Source organism: Comamonas aquatilis, from assembly GCF_965139575.1.
GTDB lineage: Bacteria > Pseudomonadota > Gammaproteobacteria > Burkholderiales > Burkholderiaceae_C > Comamonas > Comamonas aquatilis.
Genome location: NZ_CBCSIW010000004.1, coordinates 182,147 through 203,545 on the forward strand (window position 1 = coordinate 182,147; position 21,399 = coordinate 203,545).

Annotated in this window: 20 protein-coding genes; 12 read left to right on the top strand and 8 right to left on the bottom strand. The window is 59.1% G+C overall.

Annotation, left to right across the window (positions count from 1 at the left end):
• The first annotated feature begins 437 nt into the window (after nucleotides 1-437).
• Nucleotides 438-2,201: a methyl-accepting chemotaxis protein gene (locus tag ACNAZA_RS07735; protein ID WP_415795921.1), complete on the top strand. Its 1,764-nt coding sequence runs from the start codon at nucleotides 438-440 to the stop codon at nucleotides 2,199-2,201.
• A 26-nt stretch (nucleotides 2,202-2,227) separates the two neighbouring features.
• On the opposite strand, the gene ACNAZA_RS07740 is transcribed toward ACNAZA_RS07735, so the two are convergent.
• Nucleotides 2,228-3,682: a GNAT family N-acetyltransferase gene (locus ACNAZA_RS07740; RefSeq protein ID WP_415795922.1), complete on the bottom strand. Its 1,455-nt coding sequence runs from the start codon at nucleotides 3,680-3,682 to the stop codon at nucleotides 2,228-2,230.
• A gap of 85 nt (nucleotides 3,683-3,767) precedes the next feature.
• Here ACNAZA_RS07740 and ACNAZA_RS07745 point away from each other — a divergent pair, with 85 nt between their 5' ends.
• Both ACNAZA_RS07745 and ACNAZA_RS07750 read left to right on the top strand, forming a co-directional pair.
• Nucleotides 3,768-5,411, top strand: coding sequence for an NAD+ synthase (locus tag ACNAZA_RS07745; RefSeq protein ID WP_415795923.1), 1,644 nt, complete (start codon nucleotides 3,768-3,770; stop codon nucleotides 5,409-5,411).
• Nucleotides 5,412-5,461: 50 nt separating this feature from the next.
• Nucleotides 5,462-5,800 (top strand): P-II family nitrogen regulator, encoded by a 339-nt coding sequence (locus ACNAZA_RS07750; RefSeq protein ID WP_120969157.1) that lies wholly within the window; start codon nucleotides 5,462-5,464, stop codon nucleotides 5,798-5,800.
• Between the two features lie 121 nt (nucleotides 5,801-5,921).
• Here the strand turns inward: ACNAZA_RS07750 and ACNAZA_RS07755 are convergent, their stop codons facing one another.
• From ACNAZA_RS07755 to ACNAZA_RS07780, 6 genes are all read right to left on the bottom strand, one after another.
• Entirely contained in the window at nucleotides 5,922-6,515 is a 594-nt protein-coding gene (locus ACNAZA_RS07755) for an LOG family protein (RefSeq protein ID WP_415795924.1), read from the bottom strand.
• On the bottom strand, nucleotides 6,512-6,904 hold the full coding sequence (locus ACNAZA_RS07760) for a diacylglycerol kinase (protein ID WP_415795925.1): 393 nt from the start codon (nucleotides 6,902-6,904) through the stop codon (nucleotides 6,512-6,514). The genes ACNAZA_RS07755 and ACNAZA_RS07760 overlap by 4 nt, the downstream gene beginning before the upstream one ends.
• Before the next feature lie 25 nt (nucleotides 6,905-6,929).
• Entirely contained in the window at nucleotides 6,930-7,475 is a 546-nt protein-coding gene (locus ACNAZA_RS07765) for an RDD family protein (RefSeq protein ID WP_415795926.1), read from the bottom strand.
• A gap of 105 nt (nucleotides 7,476-7,580) precedes the next feature.
• Nucleotides 7,581-8,438: a DUF3106 domain-containing protein gene (locus tag ACNAZA_RS07770; protein ID WP_415795927.1), complete on the bottom strand. Its 858-nt coding sequence runs from the start codon at nucleotides 8,436-8,438 to the stop codon at nucleotides 7,581-7,583.
• A gap of 25 nt (nucleotides 8,439-8,463) precedes the next feature.
• Complete coding sequence (locus tag ACNAZA_RS07775) at nucleotides 8,464-8,919, bottom strand: DUF3619 family protein (RefSeq protein WP_415795929.1); 456 nt, start codon at nucleotides 8,917-8,919, stop codon at nucleotides 8,464-8,466.
• Nucleotides 8,916-9,485: an RNA polymerase sigma factor gene (locus tag ACNAZA_RS07780; protein ID WP_415795931.1), complete on the bottom strand. Its 570-nt coding sequence runs from the start codon at nucleotides 9,483-9,485 to the stop codon at nucleotides 8,916-8,918. Before ACNAZA_RS07780 ends, ACNAZA_RS07775 begins: the two co-directional genes overlap by 4 nt.
• 269 nt (nucleotides 9,486-9,754) lie before the next feature.
• Between ACNAZA_RS07780 and ACNAZA_RS07785 the strand changes: the two genes are divergently transcribed.
• The 7 genes from ACNAZA_RS07785 (at nucleotide 9,755) to pbpG (ending at nucleotide 19,231) form a co-directional block, all read left to right on the top strand.
• Entirely contained in the window at nucleotides 9,755-11,533 is a 1,779-nt protein-coding gene (locus ACNAZA_RS07785; protein WP_415795932.1) for an acetolactate synthase 3 catalytic subunit, read from the top strand.
• 159 nt (nucleotides 11,534-11,692) lie between these two features.
• Nucleotides 11,693-12,184, top strand: coding sequence for an acetolactate synthase small subunit (gene ilvN / locus ACNAZA_RS07790; RefSeq protein ID WP_120969133.1), 492 nt, complete (start codon nucleotides 11,693-11,695; stop codon nucleotides 12,182-12,184).
• A gap of 61 nt (nucleotides 12,185-12,245) precedes the next feature.
• The gene (gene ilvC / locus ACNAZA_RS07795; RefSeq protein WP_415795933.1) at nucleotides 12,246-13,262 is read left to right on the top strand and encodes a ketol-acid reductoisomerase; all 1,017 of its coding nucleotides are present in this window, start codon (nucleotides 12,246-12,248) and stop codon (nucleotides 13,260-13,262) included.
• A 197-nt stretch (nucleotides 13,263-13,459) separates the two neighbouring features.
• Nucleotides 13,460-14,329: a CDP-diacylglycerol--serine O-phosphatidyltransferase gene (gene pssA / locus ACNAZA_RS07800; protein ID WP_120969127.1), complete on the top strand. Its 870-nt coding sequence runs from the start codon at nucleotides 13,460-13,462 to the stop codon at nucleotides 14,327-14,329.
• 226 nt (nucleotides 14,330-14,555) lie between these two features.
• Nucleotides 14,556-16,226: a 2-isopropylmalate synthase gene (gene leuA / locus ACNAZA_RS07805; protein ID WP_415795934.1), complete on the top strand. Its 1,671-nt coding sequence runs from the start codon at nucleotides 14,556-14,558 to the stop codon at nucleotides 16,224-16,226.
• Between the two features lie 106 nt (nucleotides 16,227-16,332).
• Entirely contained in the window at nucleotides 16,333-17,871 is a 1,539-nt protein-coding gene (locus ACNAZA_RS07810; protein ID WP_415795936.1) for a 2-isopropylmalate synthase, read from the top strand.
• A 112-nt stretch (nucleotides 17,872-17,983) separates the two neighbouring features.
• On the top strand, nucleotides 17,984-19,231 hold the full coding sequence (gene pbpG / locus ACNAZA_RS07815; protein WP_415795937.1) for a D-alanyl-D-alanine endopeptidase: 1,248 nt from the start codon (nucleotides 17,984-17,986) through the stop codon (nucleotides 19,229-19,231).
• A 195-nt stretch (nucleotides 19,232-19,426) separates the two neighbouring features.
• Here the strand turns inward: pbpG and ACNAZA_RS07820 are convergent, their stop codons facing one another.
• Nucleotides 19,427-20,122 (bottom strand): RNA polymerase sigma factor, encoded by a 696-nt coding sequence (locus ACNAZA_RS07820; protein WP_415795938.1) that lies wholly within the window; start codon nucleotides 20,120-20,122, stop codon nucleotides 19,427-19,429.
• Between the two features lie 190 nt (nucleotides 20,123-20,312).
• On the opposite strand from ACNAZA_RS07820, the gene ACNAZA_RS07825 reads away from it, so the two are divergent.
• Together ACNAZA_RS07825 and ACNAZA_RS07830 are read left to right on the top strand one after the other, a co-directional pair.
• Entirely contained in the window at nucleotides 20,313-20,882 is a 570-nt protein-coding gene (locus ACNAZA_RS07825) for a ferritin-like domain-containing protein (RefSeq protein ID WP_415795939.1), read from the top strand.
• Nucleotides 20,879-21,277 carry a c-type cytochrome gene (locus tag ACNAZA_RS07830; RefSeq protein ID WP_415795941.1) on the top strand — a complete coding sequence of 133 codons (399 nt, stop codon included), beginning with the start codon at nucleotides 20,879-20,881 and terminating at the stop codon, nucleotides 21,275-21,277. The genes ACNAZA_RS07825 and ACNAZA_RS07830 overlap by 4 nt, the downstream gene beginning before the upstream one ends.
• The last annotated feature ends 122 nt before the right edge of the window (nucleotides 21,278-21,399 follow it).

The following is a 21,399-nucleotide window of genomic DNA, read 5'->3' on the forward strand; positions in this document are numbered from 1 at the left end:
GCATTCAAACTAAGAACCCATAAAAAAAGCCGCTGAGATCAGCGGCTTTTTTTATGGGTTCGGGATGAATGAACCAGAAATCGTTGCCTATGTCAGATAAATCCTTCATATTGATTTGTGGGAATATGAGTTTTGAAGATTTATCACAATTGGGCGCAAATAAGGTTTTGGATGGTGGCACTTATCATGGTGATCGCATGAGGCCCAAGTGATTAATGCAATCTGCAGAAAAAGCAGCTCCATTGCATCGAGTGCAAGTCTGAAAAAATGCCTCAAATTGAGCCTGAAAGTGAGAAAGGCTTGCCCTTTATCCATGAGGCAGCTGTTAAGTCCATTGATTAAGTTGCAGTGATTGCGTCAGCTGGATTCGGATGGGTTTTTTATCTGCTTGGTCGTGGCGCGCAAGCAATTCAACAGCCATTGAGGGAGAGGGCAATATGAAAAGCATCAAGATATCGACCCGTATTCTGGGGGCTTTTGGCATATTGGTCGTGCTGCTGCTGGCCGTGGTGGCTACGGCTTTGCTGCAGTTCAAGACCATGCGTGACAATGCCGACGTCATTACGCGCACCGTGTTGCCCAGCGTGGAAATCATCAACGCCATGAATACCGAGCTGGAGCGGTCGCGGTTGGTGGAATTGCGTCATGTGATCGGCAGCGATCCGGCCTACTTGTCCGAAGTGGAGTCACAGTATTCCCAGTTGCAGCAGCGCATGGCGGACGACAAGAAAAACTACGAGCCGCTGATCATCTCGCAGCAAGAGCGCGATTATTACGAGCAGTTCATCCGCGAGCGCGAACTCTACGCGCAGGTGAACCGGCAGCTTTTTGCGCTCTCGCGAGCAGGGGAACAGGACAAAGCCAAAGAGCTTCTGGAAGGGCAGTCGCTCAAGCTCTTCAATGATTCCTCGGCCACGCTGCAAAAGCTGGTCAGATACAACAGCGATGTAGCCCGGCAGGAAAGCCAGGCCTCGGTCACTGTGTACAAGCGCGCCGTGATATTGCTGATCGCGGCGGCGCTGGTGGCTGTGCTGGTGGCGGTGGTTGCGGGACTGATGCTGGTGCGCTCCATCCGCGTGCCGCTGGATCAGGCCGTCAAGGCGGCCGACCGCGTGGCCAACGGCGATCTGAGCGGCATGATCCATGTAGAGCGTCACGATGAAACCGGGCAATTGCTCAATGCGCTGGAGCGCATGCAGACCAGCCTGGTGCAGACCGTGCGCAGTGTGCGCCAGAATGCCGAAGGCGTGGCCTCGGCCAGCGCGCAGATTGCCTCGGGCAATGCCAATTTGTCCAGCCGTACTGAAGAGCAAGCCTCGGCGCTGGAGCAGACCGCGGCCTCCATGGAACAACTGGGCACGACGGTCAACCAGAATGCCGACAATGCGCGGGCCGCCAATCAGCTGGCAGTCAACGCCTCCCAGGTTGCGGCTCAGGGCGGCGCCGTGGTGGCCCAGGTGGTGGACACCATGAAGGGCATCAACCACAGCAGCCACCAGATTGCCGACATCATTTCCGTCATCGACTCCATCGCTTTCCAGACCAATATCCTGGCTTTGAATGCCGCCGTGGAAGCTGCTCGCGCTGGCGAGCAAGGCCGTGGCTTTGCCGTGGTCGCCAGCGAGGTGCGCACACTGGCCCAGCGTAGTGCGGAAGCGGCCAAGGCCATCAAGGGCTTGATCTCCACCAGTGTGGAGCGGGTGGAGCAGGGCACGCAGCTGGTGGACAAGGCCGGCACCACCATGGCTGAAATCGTCTCGGCGATTCGCCGGGTGACGGACATCATGGGCGAGATCAGCGCTGCCAGCAGCGAGCAAAGCCAGGGCGTAGCCCAGGTGGGTGAAGCCGTGACGCAAATGGATCAAAGCACACAGCAAAACGCGGCCCTGGTGGAGCAAAGCGCCGCCGCTGCCGGTGCCTTGCGCAAGCAGGCGCAAGATCTGGTGCAGGCCGTGGCCGTGTTTCAGCTACCCGCCAGCGCCATGCAAGACAGCACGGCGGCTGCGGCTACGCGCCAGCATGGGCATGCCAGCACCTCTTCCGTGCGCGGCACGCGCTCCCTGCCCCAGGCCGCGCCGCGAGCCGGTGCCCGCAGACAGACCGCTGCGGCCGCACCTGCCTTGTCGGTTCGCTCCGGAGCGGATGCGGCGGCTCGCAAAGCTTTCAAGCCTGCAGACGATGGTGAGTGGGAAGCTTTTTGAGCGGGTCCTGGGGCGCTGTAAAGTGCCTATCTCTCAAAGGCCGCAGCAATGCGGCCTTTTTCATGCGGCTCCGATTGCCGCAAGGGGCTGTGGGCCTGAAGCTCCTGCACATAGCGGGCCATGCCTTCGCTCTCGCGTTCGAGAAATCGGCCAATGGCGTCGGCAAATGCCGGATGGGCAATCCAGTGGGCGCTGGGCGTGACGATGGGCAGCAGCGCTCTGGCCATCTTGTGCTCGCCCTGGGCGCCGCCTTCAAAGCGCGCAATGTCGTTGGCAATACACCATTCGATGGGTTGGTAGTAGCAAGCCTCGAAGTGCAGGCAGTCCACGCGCTCCAGTGCGCCCCAGTAGCGGCCATAGGCCACTCTTTCTTTGATAGCTGCTACCGTTTTATTTGTCTGCATTACAGGCGGTTTCTCATCTGAAATCGATGAACAGTCTCCGCTGACCGCTATCAAACTGCTTGCAATCGGTAGACCGTCACGCTCGGCGATGAAGAGCACCCAGTTCTCGCTCATATGCTCTTGCATGGCGTTGAAGAATTCGGGTGTCAGATAGGGCGGGTTGCCGTGCTCCAGATAGGTGCGCTCATAGCAGCGGTAAAAAAAGGCCCAGTCTGCAGGCGTGATTTGCGCCCCGCGCAGGCTTTTGAAGCGCACGCCCGCCTCGCGCACCTTGCGCCGTTCCTGGCGGATTTTCTTGCGCTTTTCCTGGTTGAGTGACGCCAGAAAATCATCAAAGTCTCGCCAGCTTCGCGCGGCTGATGTGGGGGCCATCACCGAGCTGTCGCAGGGCCGCCCCAAGGCCGAGAGTTCCCCTTCGGGGGGCGATACAGCACAGGCGGCGGCAAGCGTGGAGGCCACCTCCGAGCCGTCGCCGGGCCGCCCCAAGGCGGCGAGCGCCCCCTCGGGGGGCAGCGCAGCACACGCAGTGGCAAGCGTGGGGGCCACATTCCTCCAATGAAACTGCACCGTGCTGCGCAGCATCCAGCCGGCTTGCTCGCAAGCGGCCAGATCCTGCGCATCGCCAAACAGCAGGTGCAGGGATGACAGCCCCGCCTGCTGCGCCCAGTGCTGCACGGCCTGCACCAGGGGCAGCCGCCACTGCGGCGCTTTGACCAGCAGGCGGGTGCCGGGCACGGGCGTGAAGGGCACGGCCAGCGTGCCCTTGGGGTAGTAGGGCAGACCGTGCTGCTCGTAGGCGCGGGCCCAGGACCAGTCAAAAACATATTCGCCATAGGAATGTGTTTTGACGTAAATGGGGCAGGCGGCCAGCAGCTCTTCGCCTTGCCACAGCGTGATCACGCGGCAGATCCAGCCGGTTTGGGGCGTGGCGCTGCCGCTTTGCTCCATGGCGGCCAGGTATTCATGGCGCATGAAAGGCGTGTCCTGGGTCTGCGCAGAGAGCAGTGCGTTCCAGGTTTGCTCGGGCAGCTCCTGCACGCTTTGGAATGTGCGAGTGATAATCGTGTTTTCAGCCATGTCTCAAATGTTGTGGCGGCCAGCTGTCATACGGGTCGTGCACAGGCACACGCGGGGCATGGCCTCACTGCCTTGCTCGCTTTTCATGACGCTTTCCATCTGCTGTGCCCAACGCAATTTTGTCGTGGGTGACCTGTCCGGCAATGTTCAGAAAATCATTGCTGCCGCCTCTGAAGCTTATGCGAGCGGCGCTCGTCTGTTGCTGACGCCTGAATTGTCCCTTTGCGGCTATGCGGCAGAAGACCTGTATCTGCGCCCCGCTTTTCTTGAAGCCTGCGAACAATCCCTGCAGCAGCTGCAAACCGCCACCGCCCAGTGGCCGGGCCTGGCCATTGTGGTGGGGCACCCTCAGTCTGGCGAAGGTGGCGCACTGTTCAACATGGCCAGCGTGTTGCGCAATGGCCAACTGATGGCGCAATACGCCAAGCAGTTGCTGCCCAATTTTGGCGTGTTCGATGAGCAGCGCTACTTCACCGCCGGAACCCAGCCTTGCGTGGTGGAGATTGATGGCATCCGCATTGGTCTGCTGATCTGTGAAGACGCCTGGCATGCCCAGCCCGCCAATGCCGCTGTGGCCGCCGGTGCGCAGCTGCTGGCGGTGATCAATGCTTCGCCATTTCATAGTGGAAAACAGGCGGAGCGCGAGACAGTCATTGCGCTGCGTGCTACGGAAAACAAGGTGCCGTTGGTCTACGCCCATTTGGTGGGTGGGCAAGATGAGATTGTGTTTGACGGCAATTCCTTTGCGGTAGAAGCTAGCGGCCAGATTGCGGCCCGGGCTGCAGCTTTCGAGGAAGATTTGCCCGTGGTTGCTGCGCATCTGGTGGACGGCCGCGTCGAGCTCAGGGGTGAGGTCAAGCCTGCGCTGAGCCACCATCACGCTTTGTGGTCGGCCCTGGTGCTGGCCGTGCGTGACTATGTGGGCAAGAACCGCTTTCCCGGCGCGCTGATTGGGTTGTCGGGCGGCATGGATTCGGCCCTGGTGCTCTCGATTGCGGTAGATGCGCTGGGCGCCGACAAGGTGCGCACGGTGATGATGCCCTCGCCTTATACCGCCGATATCAGCTGGCTGGATGCGCGCGAGATGTCCGAGCGCGTGGGCGTGCAGCACGAAGAAATTGCCATCGCGCCCCAGTTCGAAGCCTTCAAGGCGGCATTGGCCGCCACGTTCGAAGGCCGGGCCGAGGATACGACCGAAGAGAATCTGCAGGCCCGCATTCGCGGCACGCTGCTGATGGCCATGAGCAACAAGTTCGGCCACATCGTGCTGACCACGGGCAACAAGAGCGAAATGTCGACTGGCTACTGCACGCTGTATGGCGACATGGCTGGTGGTTTTGCCGTCATCAAGGATGTGCTCAAGACCGAAGTCTTTGCCCTGGCCCGCTGGCGCAATGCCCATGATCCGTTCGGCACCGGTCTCGATCCCATCCCCGAGCGCATCATCACCCGCCCGCCCAGCGCCGAGCTGCGCCCGGATCAGAAAGACCAGGACAGCTTGCCCGCCTATGAGGTGCTGGACGCCATTGTTTCCAAATACATGGAAAATAACGAGAGCATTGCATCCATCGTCTCTCAGGGCTTTGCCGCTGCCGATGTGGAGCGCGTCACGCGTCTGATACAAATCAATGAGTACAAGCGTCGCCAGGCTCCCGTGGGACCTCGGTTGACCGTGCGCAGTTTTGGCAAGGACTGGCGCTACCCCATGACCAATAAATTCCGTGCCTGAGACCCTGTCTCAGCCATGTTGCCCATTTCAATCCCTTAGGAGTTAGCCCCATGAAACTGATTACCGCCGTCATCAAGCCGTTCAAGCTGGAAGAGGTGCGCGAGGCGCTGGCCGAATGTGGGGTGAACGGTTTGACCGTGACCGAGGTCAAGGGTTTCGGTCGCCAGAAAGGCCATACCGAGCTGTACCGCGGTGCCGAATACGTGGTGGATTTTCTGCCCAAGGTGAAGATCGAAGTCGTGGTCAAGACCGAAGATGTGGACCGCTGTGTGGACGCCATCGTCAACGTGGCCCGCACCGGCAAGATTGGTGATGGCAAAATTTTTGTCAGCCCGGTCGAGCGTGTGGTGCGTATCCGCACCGGCGAACTCGATGACGGAGCGATCTGAACGCGTCTTTTGAAGTCAGGGCGACTTCTCGTGGCAGGTTGATGCGGCAGCCCGGGCTTTGGCCTGGTGCGCGGCAAAGCCCTCAAATAAAAAAGCCAGACTGCGGTCTGGCTTTTTGTTTTTAGATCACGGAGCGCAGCGAGGGCGTTTCCATGCGGGTGCCTGAGGCTTGCACCAGGCTTTGCAGCAAGGCGCTGGCGTCGCTGCTGCTTTCGATCAGGCCCATTTGCCACTCGCCCATGAAGCCATGGCCCACGCAGGACTGCAGAAACTGCAGCATATGGTCGTAGTAGCCATCGACATTGATCAGGCCTATGGGTTTGTCGTGGTAGCCGAGCTGGCGCCAGGTCCAGACCTCGAACAGCTCTTCAAACGTGCCAATGCCGCCGGGCAAGGCCACAAAGGTGTCGCTGCGCTCGGCCATCATGGCTTTGCGTTCATGCATATTGGCCACGATATGCAACTCATCGCAGGCGTGGTTGGCCAATTCCTTGTCGACCAGGGCCTGGGGAATGACGCCTACCACCCGGCCGCCCGCCAGGCGCGTGGCTTCGGCCACGGTGCCCATCAGGCCGCTGCGCCCGCCGCCATAGACCAGTTGGCCATCGCGCTCGCCAATCCATTGGCCCACGGCCTTGGCGATTTCGGTGAATACAGGGTTGTTGCCAGGGCGCGAGCCGCAATAGACGCAAACAGAAAAAGCAGGTGTTGTCATGCAATGAACCGGTAGTAGATGGCGGCAGCCCAGACGGCGCCGCAGAGCCAAAGCGACAGAAACACGGCAGCGCTGCCCATGTCCTTGGCTTTCTTGGATAAATCGTGCCATTCCGGTCCGATGCGGTCTATGGCCGCTTCGATGCCGGAGTTGAGCAACTCCACAATCAGCACCAGCACGATGGTGCCCGCCAACAAGGCGACCTGTTCCCAGCTTTGGCCCAGCCAGAAGGCCGTTGGCACCATGACCATGGCGCAAATGGATTCCTGCTGAAAGGCTTTTTCGTTCCAGCCGGCATGCAGGCCGTTCAACGAATATTTGCCTGCATGCAGCACGCGCGACAGGCCGGTGCGGCTTTTTTGCGGATTGACGGGATCGGGTGTGCTCATGAGGCGAACAAGGTAACGAACCTGCTTAGCGAATTTTTTTCGGTGTTGGGGCCTGATGCACCAGGCGTGTACCGGCCCAGGCATCGTGCCAGAACTGCCGGGCAGGATGAAAACGGCTGACCAGCGCCCATACGAGTACCCAGCCTGTCATTAGAACCACGACTTCCAGCACGGGGAGATTCATGGGCGCCAGCAACGCCAGCGGCGGTAGAAACCACATCCAGCTCAAGGCATAGCGCAGCAGGGCGCGGGTCTGGGTCAGCGGCCGGCCCTGGGCGTCCACCACACGGATATGCCAGGTCTTCATGGCCAGGGTCTGGCCTTTGCTCCAGAACCAGACAAAGTAAATGCCCAGTACGACCAGCATGAAGGCTTGCAGCACATGGCGATTGTCCAACGCGTTACGGGTTTGAGACAGCGTGCTGAACAAATAGCCAGCAATAAATACCACCCCGAACAGCAACATACCCTCATAAAGCCAGCAAGCCATGCGGCGACGCAGGCTGGGTGCTATCAAAAGCGAGGATGTTGGGGAGTCGTGTTGCGCGCCAAGCAGCGTGTCTTTGCTCATGAAGCCATTCTAGAGGGCTGGGGTGCCGAAGTCATGCAGGCAGCTTCCTTGCTTTTGGACTCGGATTGCTTCTTGATTCAGATCACCGAGCCTGCAGGCTGCACCTTACTGTGCAGCACCTTCGCTGCTGTTCTCGTGGCTGCTGCCTGCCGCTCCGGAGCTGCCGGGGGCGGCATCGAGTGGCGGCAGGGTAATAGGCGTGGCGCGCGGGATATCCACCGGCGCGGTTTCCACAATCGTGCCTATGGGACGCACGGGATGGGTTTCTACCATGGCCGGTGTGGATGGCACGGGCGGCGGCGGGTGGTGAATGGTTGCCGGCGGAATCTTGGGCAGATTGGGCAGGGTATTGGGTGTGCCTGTGGCTGCCGGAATGCGGGCCAGCTTTTTCTGCGGCACCGGCTTGACGGCGGGTGCGACAGTGATGACCTTGGGGGCTGCACGGGCAGCGAGCAGGCGCTTTTCTTCGTCGCTCAGTGCCTGATAGGCCTCCCATTGGGCCTGTTTGTCGGTGGCCAGCTTGTTGGTGATGGCAAAGTTCAAGCGGGCCTGGCTGCGCTGCACGGCACTCAGGCTGGCCCAGGATTCCATGCGGCTGCGCAGCTTTTCCTGTTCTTTTTCGCTGAGCTTGTCAAAGCCATCAGCCAGAGCCATCCAGCGGCGCTTTTGCAGAGCGCCCACCATGGGCCAGCGTTCTTCCAGCGGTTCCAGCACGCGCCGTTGCGTTGGGGTCAGCTCGGCCCAGCGTGGCCCGGCAGCCATGGAGGTGACGCGCTGGCGCGCTGCGGCATCGCCATGCGGAGCCATGGTGGCGGCTACGGTGGCTGGCGGCACGGTGCTGGGGGCCAGTCTGACTTGTTGGACTACATTCCAGCCCGTCCAACCCAGCGCCATCAACAGCACCGCCGCTGTGACGGCGGCGGTGTTGGTGGGAGTCAATCGGGAGCGCTTTTCAGTCGGCATTCAGGCGGTTGGCGTCTAGGGCGTCTTAGTTTTCTGCCGCAGCGGCGGAGGTCTTGAGATATTGAATGAAGCCGGGGTCGGAATAAGCGGCAGGAGGCAGATCGTCGGTGAGCAAGGCCGTATCGACTTCGGTCACTTCGTTGAGACCGTTTTGATCCATCTGCGAGTTATATACCACCAGGCCTGCGACCAGGGCCAAGACCGGAATGGCCGAGATGATCGCGCGCCACCAGCCACCGCCTTCGGAGCCGGCTCCATTCAAGACCACGGTATGGCCTTGCACCGAGGCAGAGGAGGCCGCCTGGGTGTGCAGAACGCTCACCTCACGGCGGCGTTCGGAGACCGCGCGCTCGCGCGAGGCGCGCAGACGTTCCGTGATCTCGTAGGGGAGAAAGCCCTCGCCCTCGCTCAGCCTAGTGGTGATGCTGCGGGCGATGCGATCGGCGGCCATTTCTTGGCGGAGTGTGGGCACGGATTTCATAACTCGATTCCTTTGGCCTTGAGTGCCTTGCTCAATGCTTGGATGGCGCGGAAGCAATGCGTTTTAACACTGCCTTCCGAGCAGCCCATCGCTGCAGCCGTCTCGGCAACATCCATCTCTTCCCAGTAACGCATGAGGAAGGCTTCGCGTTGACGTGTGGGCAGCTCTTGTATTTCTTTTTCTATGCTCAGCAGCGTCTGCTTGCGTTGCGTCAGCTCTTCGGCGCTGCTAGCCGTCTCCTTGCCGCTGTCGCTGGCATAGGTTTCCAGCCAGTCGAAATCCGCATCATCGCCTGCCGATGCCTCGATCTCGCTGAAATGAACGAAAACTGCTCTCTGGGTTTTCTGGCGTCTGAACCAATCCAGCGTGCTGTTGGAGAGGATGCGCTGAAACAGCATGGGCAGCTCGTTGATGGGCTTGTCGCCATAGTGCTGGGCCAGCTTGAGCATGCTGTCCTGAACAATGTCCAATGCCGCGTCCTCGTCGCGGACGTGAAAAAAGCTGCGCTTGAACGCGCGCTTTTCTACGCCTTTGAGGAAATCGGAGAGTTCTTGTTCGGTAGCCAAAAGAGATGGGCCCGTGTCAGAAGCGGGCAGGAAGGGAGAGCAAGTAAAGTGGGCAATTATGGCATTGCCTGACGTTTTTTAGCGTACTGCGGTGCAAGGTCTTGTTGCAGTGCGATAATGGTTTTGAACTCAAAAAAGCAAACGGGTCACGGTCCGGCGTACACACAATCGCCCATGTCTTGTGGCCCTAAGTCTCAAACCGGCCCCACAAGGGCTCAAGGCCAGAGGCACCCAAGGTTTTTCGTTAGAGAAATTCGCAAAGGTTGATCATGGAAATTTCCAAAGCTGAAATGGCTTGCGCAGCCACAGCAACGTCCTCATCGGGCGCCCAGGAATTGATGGGCTCCGAAATCCTTATCAAGTCGCTTCAGGCTGAAGGCGTCAAGCACCTCTGGGGTTACCCAGGCGGGGCGGTTCTCTACATTTACGACGCTCTCTACAAGCAAGACAGTATCCAGCACGTTCTGGTGCGCCATGAGCAAGCTGCCGTGCACGCTGCTGACGGTTTTGCGCGTGCCACGGGCGAAGTAGGCGTCGCTCTGGTGACTTCCGGCCCCGGTCTGACCAATGCGGTCACCGGCATCGCCACGGCCTATACCGACTCCATCCCCTTGGTGGTGATCGCGGGCCAGACCTCGACCAATTACATCGGTACCGACGCGTTCCAGGAATGCGACACTGTCGGTATCACTCGTCCCATCGTCAAGCACAACTTTCTGGTCAAGGATGTGCGTGATGTGGCCGAGACCATGAAAAAAGCGTTTCACATTGCTCGCACCGGCCGTCCCGGCCCTGTGGTGGTGGATATTCCCAAGGACGTGTCCTTCAAGAAGGCGCTTTACACCGGCTATCCCGAAAAAGTGGAAATGCGCTCGTACAACCCCGTCAAAAAGGGTCACGCGGGTCAGATTCGCAAGGCGCTGCAGCTGCTGCTGGCCGCCAAGCGTCCTTATATCTATACCGGCGGTGGCGTATTGCTGGGCAATGCCTGCAACGAGCTGCGCACGCTGGTGGACATGCTGGGTTACCCCGTCACCCACACGCTGATGGGCTTGGGTGCCTATCCCGCCAGCGACAAGAAATTCCTGGGCATGCTGGGCATGCACGGCACCATCGAAGCCAACAACGCCATGCAGAACTGCGATGTGCTGCTGGCCGTGGGTGCGCGTTTTGACGACCGCGTGATCGGCAATCCCAAGCACTTCATGTCGGTGGAGCGCAAGATCATCCACGTGGACGTGGATCCTTCTTCCATCTCCAAGCGCGTGAAGGTGGACGTGCCTATTGTGGGCGACGTCAAGGATGTGCTGACCGAATTGATCGCCATGCTGCGCGAGACTACGCAACGCCCTGATGGCGGTGCCCTGGCCCAGTGGTGGGAGTCCATCGAAGGCTGGCGCAGCCGCGACTGCCTGAGCTACAGCCGTGGCGATGGCTCGGTGATCAAGCCACAGTACGTTGTGGAGACGCTGTGGAACATGACCAAGGATGCCGACGCCTATGTCACATCCGACGTGGGTCAGCACCAGATGTGGGCCGCCCAGTACTACCGCTTTGACGAGCCCCGTCGCTGGATCAACTCCGGCGGTCTGGGCACCATGGGTGTGGGCCTGCCTTACGCCATGGGCATCAAGCTGGCCAAGCCCGAATCCGAAGTGTTCTGCGTGACGGGTGAAGGCTCGATCCAGATGAACATCCAGGAACTGGCAACCTGCTTGCAGTACAACACGCCGGTCAAGATCTGCGCCCTCAACAACCGCTATCTGGGCATGGTGCGCCAGTGGCAGGAAATTGAATACTCCGGCCGCTATTCCAGCAGCTACATGGATTCCCTGCCCAACTTCGTGAAGCTGGCTGAGGCTTACGGCCATGTGGGCATGCTGATCGAGCGCCCCGAGGATGTGGAGCCTGCGCTGCGCGAGGCGCGCAAGCTCAAGGACCGTACGGTGTTCATGGACTTCCGTACCGACCCCACCGAGAACGTGTTCCCCATGGTCCAGGCGGGCCGTGGCATCACGGAAATGCTGCTCGGCGCTGACGATTTGTGACGGTAGAGATGCTGATTTTGAATGAAATTGGCATCAAGCCCATATATATCAAGCGCAGACAGCTCTATTTTCTATAGCGTTTTCTGACGAATCTATTGTCTGCCGAGCCCGACGTTTACCGACGCTGGGGGAGGGCAGCGAAAAGAGGAATCTCATCTCATGAAACACATCATCGCCGTGCTGCTCGAAAACGAGCCCGGAGCACTGTCACGCGTCGTGGGCCTGTTCTCGGCCCGTGGCTACAACATCGAGTCCCTGACTGTGGCGCCGACGGAAGATCCGTCGCTGTCGCGCATGACCATCCAGACCACGGGTTCTGACGATGTCATCGAGCAGATCACCAAGCACCTGAACCGCCTGATTGAAGTGGTGAAGGTGGTGGATCTGACCGAAGGCTCGTACACCGAACGCGAGCTGATGATGGTCAAGGTGCGTGCCGTGGGCAAGGAGCGCGAGGAAATGAAGCGCATGGCTGATATCTTCCGTGGCCGCATCATCGATGTGACGGAAAAAAGCTATACCGTGGAGCTCACGGGCGATCAGTCCAAGAACGATGCCTTTTTGCAAGCCATTGACCGCACGGCCATTTTGGAGACCGTGCGCACGGGCGCCTCGGGTATTGGCCGCGGCGAACGCATTCTGCGTGTTTAATCCCATCTTCTGACCTGTTTTTACTTTTTAACCCCCTAGAGACAAGAGACCTGGAGCCATCATGAAAGTTTTCTACGACAAAGACTGTGACCTGAGCCTGATCAAGGGCAAGACCGTGGCCATCATCGGCTACGGCAGCCAAGGCCATGCACACGCTCAAAACCTGAACGAATCCGGCGTGAAGGTCGTGGTCGGTCTGCGCAAGGGTGGCGCTTCCTGGGACAAGGTTGGCAAGGCCGGCCTGACCGTGATGGAAGTGGACGATGCAGTCAAGGCTGCCGACGTGGTCATGATCTTGTTGCCCGACGAGAACATCCCCGAGGTCTACTACAACAACATCGCCCCCCACATCAAGCAAGGCGCAACGCTGGCTTTCGCTCACGGCTTCAACGTGCATTACAACCAGGTCGTGCCCCGCGCTGACCTGGACGTGATCATGGTTGCCCCCAAGGGCCCTGGCCACACCGTGCGCTCCGAGTACCTGAAGGGCGGCGGCGTTCCTTCCCTGATCGCCATCTACCAAGACAAGTCCGGCAAGGCCCGTGATGTGGCTCTGTCCTATGCCATGGCCAATGGCGGCGGCAAGGGCGGCATCATCGAAACCAACTTCAAGGAAGAAACCGAGACCGACCTGTTTGGCGAGCAAGCCGTTCTGTGCGGCGGCGCGGTGGAACTGGTGAAGATGGGCTTCGAAACCCTGACCGAAGCCGGTTACGCTCCCGAAATGGCGTACTTTGAGTGCCTGCATGAGCTCAAGCTCATCGTTGACCTGATGTACGAAGGCGGCATTGCCAACATGAACTACTCCATCTCGAACAACGCCGAGTATGGTGAGTACGTGACCGGCCCCGAAGTCATCAACGAAGAATCGCGCAAGGCCATGCGCAACGCTTTGAAGCGCATTCAAAGCGGCGAATACGCCAAGATGTTCATCAGCGAAGGTCGTTTGAACTATCCTTCGATGACTGCCCGTCGTCGTCAAAACGCCGAACACGCCATCGAGCAAGTGGGCGGCCAGCTGCGCGCCATGATGCCCTGGATCTCCAAGAACAAGCTGGTTGACCAGAGCCGCAACTAAGACAGGTTTTCATCCGGTGCAAGCCGGATGGGATCATGTCGGCAAGAGGCCACCCCTTGGGGTGGCCTTTTTCATGCCGAACGCAGCAAGCAGCCGGGTACACTGGCGCCATGGGCTTTGCCTTGTGGGCAAAGCTTGACATACTATGGTTTTAATAGCTGCATGCGATTGACATGCAAGCACTGGAGGTCTGTTTAATGCAAAACAGCAATGAGTCTGGCGAGATCAGCGGCGTGCCGCGCAAGCTGCGCAAGGGCATTTATGTACTGCCCAATCTGTTCACCCTGGCTGCACTTTTTGGTGGTTTCTACTCCATCGTCATGGCCATGAACAACAAGTTCGAGCTGGCCGCCGTCGGCGTGTTCTGCGCCATGGTGCTCGACAGCCTGGACGGTCGCGTGGCCCGCATGACGCACACCCAAAGTGCATTTGGCGAGCAGATGGATTCGCTGTCCGACATGGTGTCCTTTGGCGCTGCTCCGGCACTGATTGCCTATGAATGGGCGCTGCGCCCGCTGGGGCGCTGGGGCTGGATTGCCGCCTTTGTGTATTGCGCCTGTGCCGCGCTGCGCCTGGCGCGCTTCAATGTGAACACTGGCGTGGTGGACAAGCGCTATTTCCAGGGCATGCCTTCGCCAGCCGCAGCCGCCTTGGTGGCAGGTTTTATCTGGCTGACCAGCGCGCTCATGGTCTCGCACCGCGATGTGCCCATCTTTGGTGACGTGATTTCCTGGTTTGGCGGCTATCCCACGGACAGAGCCGATCTGTCGTGGATCATGTTCGCCATCACGCTGTTTGCCGGGCTGACCATGGTCACCAACATTCCCTACTACAGCTTCAAGGATATTGGCGGCGCCAAGAGCATGCCTTTTGTGAGCCTGGTGGTAGTGGCATTGCTGATGGCCATTGTGAGCGTGGAGCCGGCCACTATGCTGTTCCTGATCTTTGTGGGTTACTCGGTCTCGGGCTATGTCATCTATGCCTGGCGCCGTTCCAAGGGCGAGCATGTCAGCATCGTGGCAACTTCCAAGGACGAACCCGATGAGCGCGGCCTGCACGACGATTGAGCGGCTCGGAAAAAATCGGACCGTATCAATCTTCTTGTGTTAAAGTGATCCGCATGCAAAACCTGTCGCTAGCTCTACTACTAATGTCCAACGGGCAGATCAAGTAGCGCGCGCGTACAAACACACCCTACTTCACGGCCCGTAGCACCAGCGACGGGCCGTTTTGTTTTTGGGTGTCGCTGGAAATGGGCTCAATTTCCTGCAATTTCGACTACAGAGACTCACCATGTTGCAAAACCCTTCGACCAAATACCGTCCTTTCGCTCCTGTGCGCTTGACCGATCGCACCTGGCCCGATGCGGTGATTTCCAAGCCTCCGGTCTGGTGCAGCGTGGATCTGCGTGACGGCAATCAGGCCTTGATCGAGCCCATGGACATCGAGCGCAAGGTTCGCATGTTCGAGCAGTTGGTCAAGATTGGTTTCAAGGAAATCGAAGTCGGTTTTCCCTCGGCTTCGCAAATCGAATTTGACTTCATGCGCAAGCTCATCGAGGAAAACCGCATTCCCGATGATGTGACCGTGCAGGTGCTGACCCAGGCGCGCGAGCATCTGGTGCGCCGCACTTTCGAAGCGCTGGAAGGTGTGCCCCGCGCCATTGTTCACCTCTACAACGCCACCGCACCGGTGATGCGCCGCGTGGTACTGAACATGAGCGAAGACGAAATCGTCGAGCTCGCCACCACCAATGCCCAGATGTTCTCCGACATCGCGGCCACCTATCCCCAGACCCAATGGACTTTTCAGTACTCGCCCGAAATGTATTCGGACACCGAGCTGGAGTTTTCCAAGCGCGTGATCGATGCCGTGACCGCCGTGTGGCAGCCCACACCCGAGAACAAGTGCATCATCAACCTGCCCACCACGGTGGAGCATTCCACGCCCAATGTATTTGCCGATATGGTGGAGTGGACGCACCGCAACATCGAGCGCCGCGACAGCATTGTGCTGTGCGTACATCCCCACAATGACCGCGGCACGGGTACGGCCACGGCCGAACTGGCCTTGATGGCCGGGGCCGATCGCCTGGAAGGCTGCTTGTTCGGCAATGGCGAGCGCACTGGCAACCTGGATGTGGTCAACGTGGCGTTGAATATGTACATCCAGGGTGTGAATCCCGGCCTGGATTTCTCCGATATCGACGGCATTCGCGCCACGGTGGAGTATTGCAACCAGTTGCCTGTGCACCCACGCCATCCCTATGTGGGCGAGTTGGTCTATACCTCGTTTTCGGGCTCGCACCAGGACGCCATCAAAAAGGCATTCTCGGCCCACAAGGAAGGCGATATCTGGGATATGCCATATCTGCCCATTGACCCCAAGGACCTGGGTCGCAGCTACGAAGCCGTGATTCGCGTGAACAGCCAGTCGGGCAAGGGCGGTATCTCGTATCTGCTCGAGAGCGAATATGGCTTGCAGCTTCCACGTCGCCTGCAGATCGAGTTCAGCCAGGTGGTGCAGCGCGAGATGGATGCCAGCGGCAAGGAATTGGCCGCCGCTGACTTGTGGGAGCTGTTCCAGCGTGAATATGGCGTGAACACGGTCAAGGCCCCACATTACCGCTTGAGCGAAGCCGATGGCGTGGTCAGCATGACGGCCGAAATCGAAGTGGAAGGCGAGAAGTATTTTTTGGACGGCGAAGGTACGGGCCCCATTGATGCCTTTGTCCAGGCCTTGTCGCAAGAGATTGGCCGCAACGTGCGCGTGCTCAACTATGCCGAGCACGCGATTGGTGAGGGCGCGAATGCCAAGGCCATCGCCTATGTGGAGCTGCGTGTGGACGAGTCCCAGGTTTGCTACGGTGTCGGGGTGGATGCCAATATCGTCTCGGCCTCGCTCCGGGCCATCATCTCGGGATTGCAGCGTGTCCCGGCCGCTCAAGAGGCGGTAGCTGCCTAAGTTTTCCATGCAAGCCGGTGTCGTCAAAAGCGCACCGGCTTTTTTATCGGCGATTCTTTATTACAACCGGCGCTGACCCGCGCCATCAATCCAAAGAGACCCCACCATGTCCGATCAACTCATCATTTTTGACACCACTTTGCGCGATGGCGAGCAATCGCCCGGCGCCTCCATGACGCGTGATGAAAAGCTGCGCATTGCGCGCCAGCTGGAGCGTTTGAGGGTGGATGTGATCGAGGCGGGTTTCGCTGCGGCGTCCAACGGGGACTTTGAGTCGATTCAGGCCATTGCGCGGGCGATCAAGGATTCGACCATTTGCTCGCTTTCGCGTGCCAATGATCGCGACATCGCGCGCTCGGCCGAGGCGCTCAAGGAGGCTAATCGCGCCCGTATTCACACTTTTATCGCCACCAGCCCGCTGCATATGGAGAAAAAGCTGCGCATGACGCCCGAGCAGGTGCTGGAGCAGGCCAAGCAGGCGGTGCGCTTTGGGCGCAATCTGATTGATGACATCGAATTCAGCGCCGAAGACGGCTACCGCAGCGAGCCCGATTTTCTTGCCCGCGTGATCGAAGCCGTGATTGCCGAAGGCGCCACGACCATCAACGTGCCCGATACCGTGGGCTATGCCATTCCAGAGCTGTATGGCAACTTCATCAAGAATCTGCGTGAGCGCGTGCCCAATAGCGACAAGGCCGTGTGGTCGGTGCACTGCCACAACGATCTGGGCATGGCGGTGGCCAACTCGCTGGCCGGCGTGAAGATCGGTGGTGCGCGCCAGATCGAGTGCACCATCAACGGCCTTGGCGAGCGCGCAGGCAACTGCTCGCTGGAAGAGGTGGTGATGGCCATCAAGACCCGCAAGGATTATTTCGGCCTGGATGTCAACATTGACACGCAGCACATCGTGGCTGCCAGCCGTTTGGTCAGCCAGACCACCGGCTTTGTGGTGCAGCCCAACAAGGCGGTAGTAGGTGCCAATGCCTTCGCTCACGCCTCCGGCATTCACCAGGATGGCGTATTGAAGGCTCGCGACACTTACGAAATCATGCGCGCCGAAGATGTGGGCTGGACCGCCAACAAGATCGTCCTGGGCAAGCTCAGCGGCCGCAATGCCTTCAAGCAGCGCTTGCAGGAGCTGGGAGTGGAGCTCGATAGCGAGGCTGCCGTCAACCAGGCGTTCACCAGCTTCAAGGAGCTGGCAGACCGTAAGAGCGAAATCTTTGACGAGGACATTCTGGCGCTGGTGAGTGTGCAGGGAAGCTCGCACCAGGAAGATCCGTTCCAGTTTGTCTCTCTGGCGCAGCAAAGTGAAACCGGTGAGCGCCCACATGCGGTCGTGGTGTTCAGCAAGGAAGGCAAGGAAGTCAAGGCGGAGTCGGATGGCAACGGCCCGGTGGATGCTTCTTTCAAAGCCATCGAAACCCAGGTGCAAAGCGGTGCGGAAATGGTGCTGTATTCCGTCAATGCCATCAGCGGCTCAACCGAGAGCCAGGGCGAGGTGACGGTGCGCCTGCAGCGCAACGGCCGGGTGGTCAACGGAGTGGGTGCAGACCCCGATATCGTGGTGGCTTCAGCGAAGGCTTACCTCAGCGCTTTGAACAAATTGCATAGCAATAAAGAGGTTGTAGCAGCACAAGGTTGAACACTGGATTTATAATTTCACTCAGATTATCGGAAAAGTTGTGTAAGTGCTTGTCGCTGCACAACTTTTTTGATTGAAATAAATCCTAACATCTTGTTGTCTGGAGTATCGCATGCCGCTGCTTCGCCCTTTCCGCCTTGCAAGACTCACCCAGGTGATGTCGCTGGCCTTGCTCAGCTGCGCGTTGGCGGCACCGATTTCGCACGCGGCAAGCTCCAAAAAAGAGGTCAAAAAGCCTGTTGCCGAGGCGCCCGCCAAAAAAGGCGCCAAAGCGTCCTCGGGCAAAACCCGCGTAGCGGCCGAAATCAAGTCCGGCAAAAACGCCAAGGCGGAAAAATCGGACAAGGCGGCCCGGGGCAAGAGCGACAAGGCAGATACCAAAACGGCCAAGGCAGGCAAGAATCTCAGCAAGGCCGAGCGGCGTGAGCTGGCCAAGGCTGAAAAATCCTCCGGCAAGACCCGTGTCGCCAGAGGCATTGCGGCGCCCGCACGCGCTGCTGTAGTGGCTGCTGCGGCCGCTGCAGCTTACGAGCCGGCTCGACTCTCTTATGGCCAGATGGCCGGTCTGCATTCCGTCAACGACCCGCTGGATCTGCAAAGCAGCGTGGCTTATGTGGTGGATCAGGATACCCATGAAGTCTTGCTCAGCAAGAACGATCAGGCAGTGCTGCCCATTGCTTCGCTGACCAAGCTGATGACGGGTCTGCTGATCTCTCAGGCGCGTTTGCCCATGGATGAGATGATCACCATCACCCAAGATGATGTGGACACCGAGAAAAACAGCAGCTCGCGCCTGCGTGTGGGTACCACGCTGACGCGCGGCGAGATGCTGCATCTGGCCTTGATGTCCAGTGAAAACCGTGCCGCCCATGCCCTGGGTCGTACCTATCCTGGCGGCCTGTCGCAGTTTGTGCAGCTGATGAACAGCAAAGCCCGCCAACTGGGCATGAAGGACACCCGCTATGTGGAGCCCACAGGTCTGTCCAGCAGCAATCAGTCCAGTGCGCGCGATCTGGCAATGCTGGTAGGCGTTGCCCACGGCGATCCTCTGGTGCGCGAATACAGCACCTCGCCCGGCTATGAAGTGGCCGTGGGCCGCCGCACATTGCAGTTCAACAACACCAACCGTCTGGTCAAGAGCGATCACTGGGATATCGGTCTGCAAAAAACGGGTTATATCTCGGAGGCCGGCCGTTGCCTGGTCATGCAAGCGCATGTGGCGGGCCGAAAGCTCATCATGGTGTTCCTGGATTCGGCCGGCAAATTCAGCCGTCTGGCCGATGCCGAGCGGGTGCGCCATTGGGTCGAGAGCAATGGCGGCAGCACCAGCACCGCCATGCTGGGACGTGTCAAAGGTTGATTGAGACATCTTCCAAATGCCAAAACGCCACCTTCAGGTGGCGTTTTTTTAACTTAAATGCTATTGTTTTTGTAGCTTTTAGTGCTTTTGTAATATGGACTACAGGCAAAAATCAATCCGAAAATAGGCTGGTGATGGGTGCCAGTGCAGACTGTCCTGATTGCCTTTTGCGAAGACATCGCAAGCAGGGCGTGCTTAGCGAGGCGATAGCCGTGCCCGAACCAGTGACACGATGCGATTGCAGCGCTCTCCATCGAGGGTGAATGCATCGCTGAGGGCCATGTCCAGGTCTTGTGAGAGCCCTTCACGGAGCATGCTGCGAGCGCGGAAGAAGCGCGTGCGTACTGTGGCTTCCGGGATTTCCAGTATCTGCGATACCTCTTCCACACTCATCTCTTCCACGCCGCGCAACATGAAAACCCGGCGGAAGTCGGTGGGCAGCATGTCAATGCGCGCCTCCATGATCTGACGCAACTCCGAGCGCATGGCTGTGCGGTCGGGGCTGCGGTCCATATCGTCTTGTTGCCAGTTGGAGTCCAGGGCTTCCGTCGATGCCAGTGCGGACTCCAGCGGCACGATCTTCAGCTGACGGCGTCTCAGCTGTCCCAACGCTTCGTTGGCCACAATGCGCACCAGCCAGGTCGACAACTTGGCATCTGCCCTGAAATCACCTAACGCCTGCCAAGCCTGCAAATAGGCCTGCTGCACAGCATCCTCGGCATCCATATCACTTTTCAAAATGGCTCGCGCAGTGCGAAACAGCAGGCGATTGTGGCGCCGCATGATGGCCTCGAAGGCCACCTCATCACCACTGATCGCTCGAAAAGTGAGCTCCAGATCCGGCGCATCGGCAGTCGCTGGGCTGCGGCTCGAAGATGGGGTGTGTGGCATGTATGCCTCCTATGACCATTGGATGGTGTGCCCGCGCCAAGCGTTCCGGTGATGCCCTGGTCGTCGCCCCTGTTGCCTGCAGGGGCGGAACACGGAGATGCGACCATCCATCCAATGGATGAGTGCTTGCCTTGGGCGTCGGATTCCTGGGCGACCAACGCAAGCCTCATCACCCACGAAGGAGTGTCTCATGGCGTTCTTGCATATCACTCATCCACAAGAGGCGCGTCGCCTCTTTCTTGGCCAGTCTGGGCTGCTACTTTCCGGGGCGGCGGTTGCGCTATTGGCCGATCGTGAGGCTCTGGCGGCCAAGTCCGGTGATGGAAAAACACAGGATACGCAAATCCTGAACACGGCTCTGGGTGCTGAGCTGGAGGCCATCGCTGCTTATCAACTGGGAGCGGAAAGCAAGCTGCTGCAAGCACCGGTGCTGGATCTGGCTGTGACTTTTCAAGGTCATCACAAAGCGCATGCGGAGTTGTTGGCGAAGACGATTGAAAAATTGGGTGGAAAGCCGGTCGTCCCGAAAACTGCTTACAACTTCCCGGTGAATCAGCTGAAATCGCAGGAGGATGTGCTGCGCTTTGCCGCGCGACTGGAGCAGGGGGCTGTCAGTGCTTATCTGGGAGCTATCCCTTTATTCGGTAATCGAGAGCTGTCCAAGGCTGCCGCCAGTATTCTGGGTGATGAGGCCATGCACTGGGCTGTGCTGCGCCATGCGGTAGGCGAAGTGCCGGTTCCAGCGGCGTTCGTATCATGAGCATCACGCCGTGGTGTCTGTTGGGTGCGCTGTCCTTTGCCGCGATAGCGCATGCAGCGCCAGATAAGCTGCCGGGCGAGCTGGTCTATGCCCGTTGCGCTGCCTGCCATGCGCTGGCTTACGACCGGGTGGGGCCCCACCATTGCGGTCTGTTGGGCAGGCGCGCGGGTGCTGTGCCCGGCTTTGCTTACTCAGCTGCCATGAAAAACTCCGGCCTTACCTGGGATGAAAAAACACTGGACAGCTTTCTGGCCCAGCCCATGAAGGTGCTTCCAGGCACAACCATGACCTACGACGGAATTCCAGATCCCAAGGAGCGCAGCGACCTGATTGCCTATCTCAAGCACGTCAACGATTCACCGGAATGCCGCACGTCTGGAGTGCCTCCGCATTGAATGCATTGAAGTCATGCCGGTCAGCTGTCTAGCCTGTCTTGATCGCCGTAGGTGTCTGGCTCAATCGGGTAGGGCAGGTAAACCGGCCAAAAAAAGAGCAGCCATCGGGCTGCTCTCTTGTG